At 61.8% G+C, this 6,648-nt stretch carries 5 protein-coding genes and 1 pseudogene; 1 reads left to right on the forward strand and 5 read right to left on the reverse strand.

Features of this window, described 5'->3' with window-relative positions:
• From B7L71_RS00930 to B7L71_RS00940, 4 genes are all read right to left on the reverse strand, one after another.
• Window positions 1-872 (reverse strand): UvrD-helicase domain-containing protein (locus B7L71_RS00930; protein ID WP_170919412.1); only part of this gene is annotated, 872 nt, incomplete at its 3' end.
• A gap of 112 nt (window positions 873-984) precedes the next feature.
• A complete protein-coding gene (locus B7L71_RS17495; protein WP_249273141.1) occupies window positions 985-1,302 on the reverse strand; it encodes a hypothetical protein in 318 nt (105 codons plus the stop codon).
• Window positions 1,299-1,520 carry a hypothetical protein gene (locus B7L71_RS17500; protein WP_249273142.1) on the reverse strand — a complete coding sequence of 74 codons (222 nt, stop codon included), beginning with the start codon at window positions 1,518-1,520 and terminating at the stop codon, window positions 1,299-1,301. Before B7L71_RS17500 ends, B7L71_RS17495 begins: the two co-directional genes overlap by 4 nt.
• Window positions 1,517-1,825, reverse strand: a complete 309-nt coding sequence (locus B7L71_RS00940) for a nucleotidyltransferase domain-containing protein (RefSeq protein WP_016916513.1) — start codon at window positions 1,823-1,825, stop codon at window positions 1,517-1,519. The genes B7L71_RS17500 and B7L71_RS00940 overlap by 4 nt, the downstream gene beginning before the upstream one ends.
• Before the next feature lie 235 nt (window positions 1,826-2,060).
• Between B7L71_RS00940 and B7L71_RS00945 the strand changes: the two genes are divergently transcribed.
• On the forward strand, window positions 2,061-3,647 hold the full coding sequence (locus B7L71_RS00945; protein ID WP_081135270.1) for an ATP-binding protein: 1,587 nt from the start codon (window positions 2,061-2,063) through the stop codon (window positions 3,645-3,647).
• Between the two features lie 12 nt (window positions 3,648-3,659).
• Here B7L71_RS00945 and recC read toward each other — a convergent pair.
• Window positions 3,660-6,648: pseudogene (gene recC / locus B7L71_RS00950) on the reverse strand (exodeoxyribonuclease V subunit gamma); the annotation flags it as partial.

Here is a 6,648-nt window from a genome sequence, read left to right on the forward strand (position 1 = left end):
GGGGTGAGCGCAGGGCGTTCCTGGTCGCTGTCGCTCCACTCCCGCAGTGCGCCTAGCCAGTTGACGCGGCTTTTGGCGTTGAAGCTTTGGCCTTTGAAGGCTTTGCGCTGGGCGGCGTCTTCCAGCGCGGGCACCAGGTCGTCCAACCATTCGGGCCAAGGGGCTTTTAGCGTGCTGAGCAGGGCGCTGCGCTCGGCGGCGGCTGTGCTCAGCGTGTGGGTTGGCTCGGGGCGTAGCGCGCCCAGTGCGTCGCTTTCGTGGAGCAGCTTGCGCACGTCCTGATGCAGGTGGTCGGGGGATTTCCAGTAGCCGGTGATGCTGCCCAGCGCTTCGGCGTCCAGCGGGTAGTAGAAGGTGCGCCAGTAATCGCGCACCACTTCTTGCTCCAGTTCATGCTGGTCGTTTTCCAGGTTGAGCGAGAACAGGCTGCCGCTATCGAAGGCGTGTTCCCGCAGCATGCGGTAGCACCAACTGTGGATGGTGGAAACCGCGGCTTCGTCCATCCACTCGGCGGCCAGCTCCAGGCGGCGAGCGCAGGCGGGCCAGGTGGCCTCGGGGTACTGGCTGCGCAGCGCCAGAAGAAGAGAGTCTTCACCCTGATCACGAAATACGGCAGCCGCCTCCACCAGCCGATGACGAATACGTTCGCGCAGTTCCTGGGTGGCGGCGTTGGTGAACGTGACCACCAGAATTTCCGGCGGGGTGAGCGGGCGCACGAAGGCGGTGTCGTCCTCGCCGTGCTGCCCGCCCAGCACCAGGCGCACGTAAAGCAGCGCGATGGTGAAGGTTTTCCCCGTGCCCGCGCTGGCTTCGATCAAACGGCTGCCGTGAAGCGGCAGCGTCAGCGGGTTCAGCGGGGCGGGCTGGCTCATTCTTCTTCTCCGAACATCACGGCAGGCGGAAAGCAAAGCGCCTTGGGTGGGTGACCCAAGGCACCGGCACTATATCGCGTCGCCGGGTGCTGGGCAAAAGAGCAAAGCAGCGTTAGAGGCTGGTTTGAAAGACGCTATCGAACTCGCTGGAGAAGTCTTGGGTGGCTGGAAAAATCCCTAATTGTTCAGCGCTCCATGTCACGAGTCTTTTTGACGTCATGAGAAGAACGTCAGAAAGTTCGTTCAACAGGTTAAAGTGCTCTGCTATTTGTGCGTAGTGCGTCGAGTAATCATGAGCGGCAATATTGCGAATGGCACGACAACGCTGCCAGTCGCTGGTGGCGTCCACGACGCCTTGTTTTTCAAACAGCGAAAGGACTTTGAGAAAGCTGTCAGTCGATTCACCTGCCAACAGAGCGCTGTGCCTCATGGCAGACGCAATGGAGTCCTGGAGTTTGGCAAAGCGCTCATTGATAGCGGCCAGGGTTTCAAAAAGGTCGACGTCTTTTTATGGTCGGCTAACCAATCACCGTCCAAAGGCCATGTGACTTTTTTGCGTGACTGGTGAAGAAACCAAGCGCAACGCTGGATGGCTTCAAGCAGCTGCGACAGATAACGTTGCTGTTCGCTAAGGACATCCTGGCTCATGCCGCCTCCTCGAGCGTTATTGGGCGTGACTGTGCGAGCGCCATGGCTTGAAACGGGGTGGGTTCCGCTGTTTTAACGTAGGTCACGAGATCGAACGGTAGCTGGAGGCGCTGTTCAAGCGCCATTTTGAGTTCAGCGCAGGCAAGTAGCGAAATAGCGGTGGGTGAGATAAGCAGTAAATCGACATCGCCGCCTCGCTTACCATCGTCTAGTCGCGAGCCGAATACATGCACGGCCACCGAAGGCCCAGCAAACTCACGGACGGCTGCCAGAATAAGCTCACGCTGTGATTGAGAAAGACGCATGGGGTCTGCTCCTCGCTGAACGCTAATGTTTTAAAGGTTAGCACTCTATTGCCGATGGCGGATAGTCGCTCAACTGCCCGCAAGTTAGGGCAAAAGAGGGCAGGGTGTGAGGTATCGCTGCCAACTGCTCCGGTGCGCTTACCCCTGACATCGTGGCGCGCATTCGCGCCTGCTGCTTGAATCAGCCGCATGCTAAACTGCTCGTGGTATCGCACTTTGTGTTCTGGAGGCCGCCGTGCAGGATGCCCATCGCCGTAAGCTCCCCATCGGGATTCAGACGTTCTCGGATATCCGCGAGGGCGACTATTATTACGTGGATAAAACGCCGCATATCGAGCGCCTGGTCAACCAGAACAAATACTACTTTCTCTCGCGGCCGCGCCGCTTCGGCAAAAGCCTGTTGCTGGATACGCTGCGCTGCCTGTTCGAGGGCCGCCAGGCGCTGTTCGAGGGGCTCCATATTCACGACAGGTGGGACTGGCAACAGCGTTACCCGGTCATTCGTATCAGCTTTGCTAATGGTGTTACTCAAGACCGTGGTGAGCTGGATCGTCGGATCCATTATCAGCTCGCTAAAAATAGCGAAAGATTAGGCCTCCCAGCGATAAGCTATGCAGACATTCCAGACGCCTTTGCTGAGCTTATCGATGTAGCTCACCGCGAATACGGCCAACCCGTGGTGATTCTGATCGATGAATACGATAAGCCGATTCTGGATAACATTCTGCAACCTGAGCGCGCTCGGGAGCTGCGCGAAGGGCTGAAGAACCTCTACAGCGTGCTGAAAGATGCCGACCCTCATTTGCACTTCGTGCTGCTCACCGGGGTTTCCAAGTTCAGTAAGGTGAGCTTGTTTTCGGGGTTGAACAACCTCAACGATATCACCCTTGACGACCCTTTCAGCACGCTTTGCGGCTATACCGACGAAGACATCGATACGGTGTTCGCACCGGAATTACCCGGTTTGGATCGTGAGGCCATTCGTCAGTGGTACAACGGCTACCGCTGGGGTGGGCGTGAGGTGGTGTCTGTCTACAACCCGTTTGATGTGCTGCTGCTGTTTCAAAAGCGCGAGTTCGCGCCGTACTGGTTCGAGTCTGCCACGCCGACGTTTCTGGTCGATATTCTCAAGCAGCGGGGGGTATTTACGCCCTCATTGGATCACTGGGAAACCGAGTATGAACTGCTCAGCCAATTTGATGTGGATCAGATCAGCACCGAAGGCCTGCTGTTTCAAACCGGCTACCTGACCATCCAGCAGGTAGAGGAGCCGCTGCTGGGATACCGGCAGTACACGCTGGGCTTCCCTAACCGTGAGGTGGAAACCAGCCTCAACCACGCCTTGCTGCCGTCGCTGGGGGTTGAAAACGCCCCGCGTGAACGCAGGACGTTGTTCCGCCATTTAAGCCAGCATGACCTGGTTGGGCTGGAAGCGCACCTAAAGGCACTCTATGCCGGGCTGCCCCATGACTGGTACCGCAACAACCCGATTGCTCGCTACGAAGGACATACTGTCTCGAAGGTCTATGCCAGCATCTTCTACAGCCACTTCGCGGCCCTGGGGCTGGATGTAACGGTGGAAGATGCCAGCCACCACGGCAAGGTGGATATGAGCGTGAACTTTGGCGGGCGTATCTACCTGTTCGAGTTCAAAGTGGTGGAGCAGCTGCCGGAAGGTCAGGCGCTGGCGCAAATCAAGCAGAAGGGGTACGCCGACAAGTACCGTGCCTCTGGCAAGCCCATACACCTGATCGGCGTCGAGTTCTCCAGCGCCAAACGCCAGATTGTGGCGTTCGATGTGGAAACGCTCGACGCGGTGTAACCCCTTGCTGGTTTACCCTTTGACGGCCTGATGAAGCGGCGCGTAGAGCGCATCCACCAATGTGGCAAAAGTGTGCCCGTTGGCCTGCTCGAAAAACAGCCGCTCGAAGCGGGGCCACTGGTGGCTTAAATACGCGCTTTGCGCGGCTTCGCCGGTGACCTTGTAACCTCCTTCATAGGCGGCTTCGGCGGCAGCAAAGGCGTCGCTGTCTCGGCTTTTCTCCTGCGCTATTCCGGCGTGCCTTGCTTGGCCAGCCAGGCAAAACCGGCCTGTGGGGCCAGCGGCAGCGGGGTTTGCAGGCCCGCTTGCCAGGCGGCGAGCTGGGCTTCCAGGTGCTGGCGGGCGGTGTCGGCGGCTACGGGTTCCAGCGTTACATGCCCGGCTTTGGAAAGTAGCAGGGTGGTCATCGGGCCGCTGAGGTTGCCTGCCAGGTGGGCGACCCAGGGGCGCAGCAGGTGGCTCCAGCGGTACTGGCCGCGCCCGCTGCCCTGGCTAATCAGGCTGCTGCTGAGCAGCAGCAGGCGGCAGCGCTGGCCTGCCTCATCCTGGCGCAGCTCGCCCAGGGGTTCTTCCAGCGTGAGGCCGTGGGCCTCGAACTGCACCTGTGCGTCTGGTAGCGCGTGCGGCCACGCCGTGAGCGCTTCTTCGTAGGCGTTGAACAACTCTTCCATGGGGTCGGCGAGGGCATCGCGCATGCGCTCGCCGAAGGCACCCATGGCCAGTACCCCTTGGCCTTGAAAGCGCTCCAACGCGTCGTGCAGCGCCTCGATACGCGACTGGCCGTGGTCCACCGCGTGGCGCTGGGCGGCAATCAGCTGGTCCTGAAGCTGCCAGTTTTGCAGGCCATCCAGCGCGAAGGGCTCGGCGTCCAGCTCGGCGATTGCCTCTTGCTCGAAATAGACCCCCAGCCGGGTATTGAAGAAGCTGCGCACCGGCTCGCGCAGAAAACCGCCCAACTGCGCCAGCGAGAGGCTGGTTGGGGCGTTTTCCGGCGCGGGTAGCATGCGCTCCACCGCGTGCGGCGTGCGGGGGGCGTGCACTTCCCGCCATTCGTGGGCGTAGGTGAACAGGCGGCCCGCCGGGTGGTTGAAGTAAGCGCGGCTGAACGGCTGCAGCGGGTGTTCGGTGGTGAGGCTTTCCAGCAGCGGCGCGCCGGTGTGCGTTTGCCAGCCAGCCTCCAGGTGGTCGCGCAGTTGGCCCACCAGTACCGAGGGGGGCAGCGGGGAGTTGTCGATCTGGCTGCGGCCCATCCAACTGATGTAGAGCTGGTCCCGGGCGGAGAGCAGCGCTTCGAGAAACAGGTAGCGGTCGTCTTCCCGGCGGGAGCGGTCGCCGGGACGGTAGTCGCTGCCCATCAGGTCGAAATCCAGCGGTGGCTGGGAGCGGGGGTAGTCGCCGTCGTTCATGCCCAGCAGGCACACCCGTTTGAAGGGGATGGCACGCATGGGCATCAGGGTGGCGAAGTTGACCGCCCCGGCCAAAAAGCGCTGGGAAAGGCTGTGTTCATCGATGTGTGCCAGCCAGTGTTCGCGCACCATGGAGAGCGGCAGCGGGTCGTTGAGTTCCGCCTCCTGGCTGCTTTCCAGCATCTGCTGCAAGCCGTTTTCCAGCTTGGTGAGCATGATGCTTTCCTGGGCATCGTCGGTGAGGAAGAAGGTTTCCAGCAGTGCCCGCAGCCGCGCGACCCAGGTGGCGGCATCGGTGGGTTGGCAGAAGGTTTCCCGGGTGGCGTCGAGCTTCTCCAGCAGCGTGGCCAACGGCCCTGCCAGGCCCGCTTCCAAGCCGCCAATATCATCGAACGGCTCGATGCCTTGCCAGGCGTGCCCGTCGCCCACGGTGTAGCCCAGCAGCAGGCGGCGCAGGCCGAAGGCCCAGGTGTTCTGGCTTAGCCCGCCGGGCAGCTCCAGCCGCTGGCGCTGCTGGGCGTTCAGCCCCCAGCGGATGCCCGCGCCTTCCATCCAGCGCTCCAGCACCGGCAGGTCGCGCTCTTCCAGGCCAAAGCGCTGGCGCAGGGCGGGCACTTCCAGCAGGTCGAGCACATCGCTGACCGTCAGGCGCAGCTCTGGCAGCCGCAGCAGTTTTTCCAGCGCGATCATCAGCGGCAGGCGGTGACGGCTGGCCTGGTCCGAGAGCGTGTAGGGTATATGCCGCGGGTCGTCCGTGGGCAGCTGGCCAAATACCGCTTCGATGTGCGGGGCGTAGCGGTCGATGTCCGGCACCATGACGATGATATCGCGCGGACGCAGGGCGGGGTCGGCGCTGAAGGCGGCCAGCAGCTGGTCGTGAAGAATCTCCACTTCCCGCTGGGGGCCGTGGGCAATATGAAACACGATGGAGTCATCGGTGGCGGGCAGCGCTGGCCACTGGCCTTGGGTTTCTGCCACCGGGCGCAGCTCGCGGATATCGTCTTGCAGCTGGCTGAGCAGGCAGTGGCGCTCCTCGCCGCTGAACGGCTCGAACATATCGATGCGCAGCGCCTGCTGCTCGAAAAGCGTTTGGTAGTTGCCCGCGTCGTCGTGCTCATCGAGTAGGCGCAGATAGTCGCGGCCCTGCTTGCCCCAAGCGGCCAGCAGCGGCTGGGCGTGCAGGTGCAGGGCATCATCGGCATCGCCGGTGCCCAGTACGTCCAGCGTGTCGGGCATACCGGTCTTGCGCCGCTGGCGATAGCGCTGGGCGCGCAGCAGGTCTTTGTGTTCGATGATGTCCGCCCAGTAGAACTGGCAGGGGTTGTGCACACACAGCACGATCTGGCAGCAGCGGGAGAGCGCCGCCAGGGCTTCCAGGGTTTGCTGAGGCAGCGACGAAATACCGAAAATGATCAGCCGCCGGGGCAGCCCTGGCGGGCAGGCCTGGCCTTCCAGCTGTTCGGTGGCCTTCAAAAAGCGCTGGTGTACCTGGGCGCGGCTGCTGTTCAGCCCGGCATCGCCTTGGGTGGCGGCCACATCGTCACGCAGGATGCGCCACAGCGCAGGCTGCCAGCACTGGTGCTCTTCCAGCGGGC

Source organism: Halomonas sp. BC2, assembly GCF_002078115.1.
Taxonomy (GTDB): domain Bacteria; phylum Pseudomonadota; class Gammaproteobacteria; order Pseudomonadales; family Halomonadaceae; genus Vreelandella; species Vreelandella stevensii.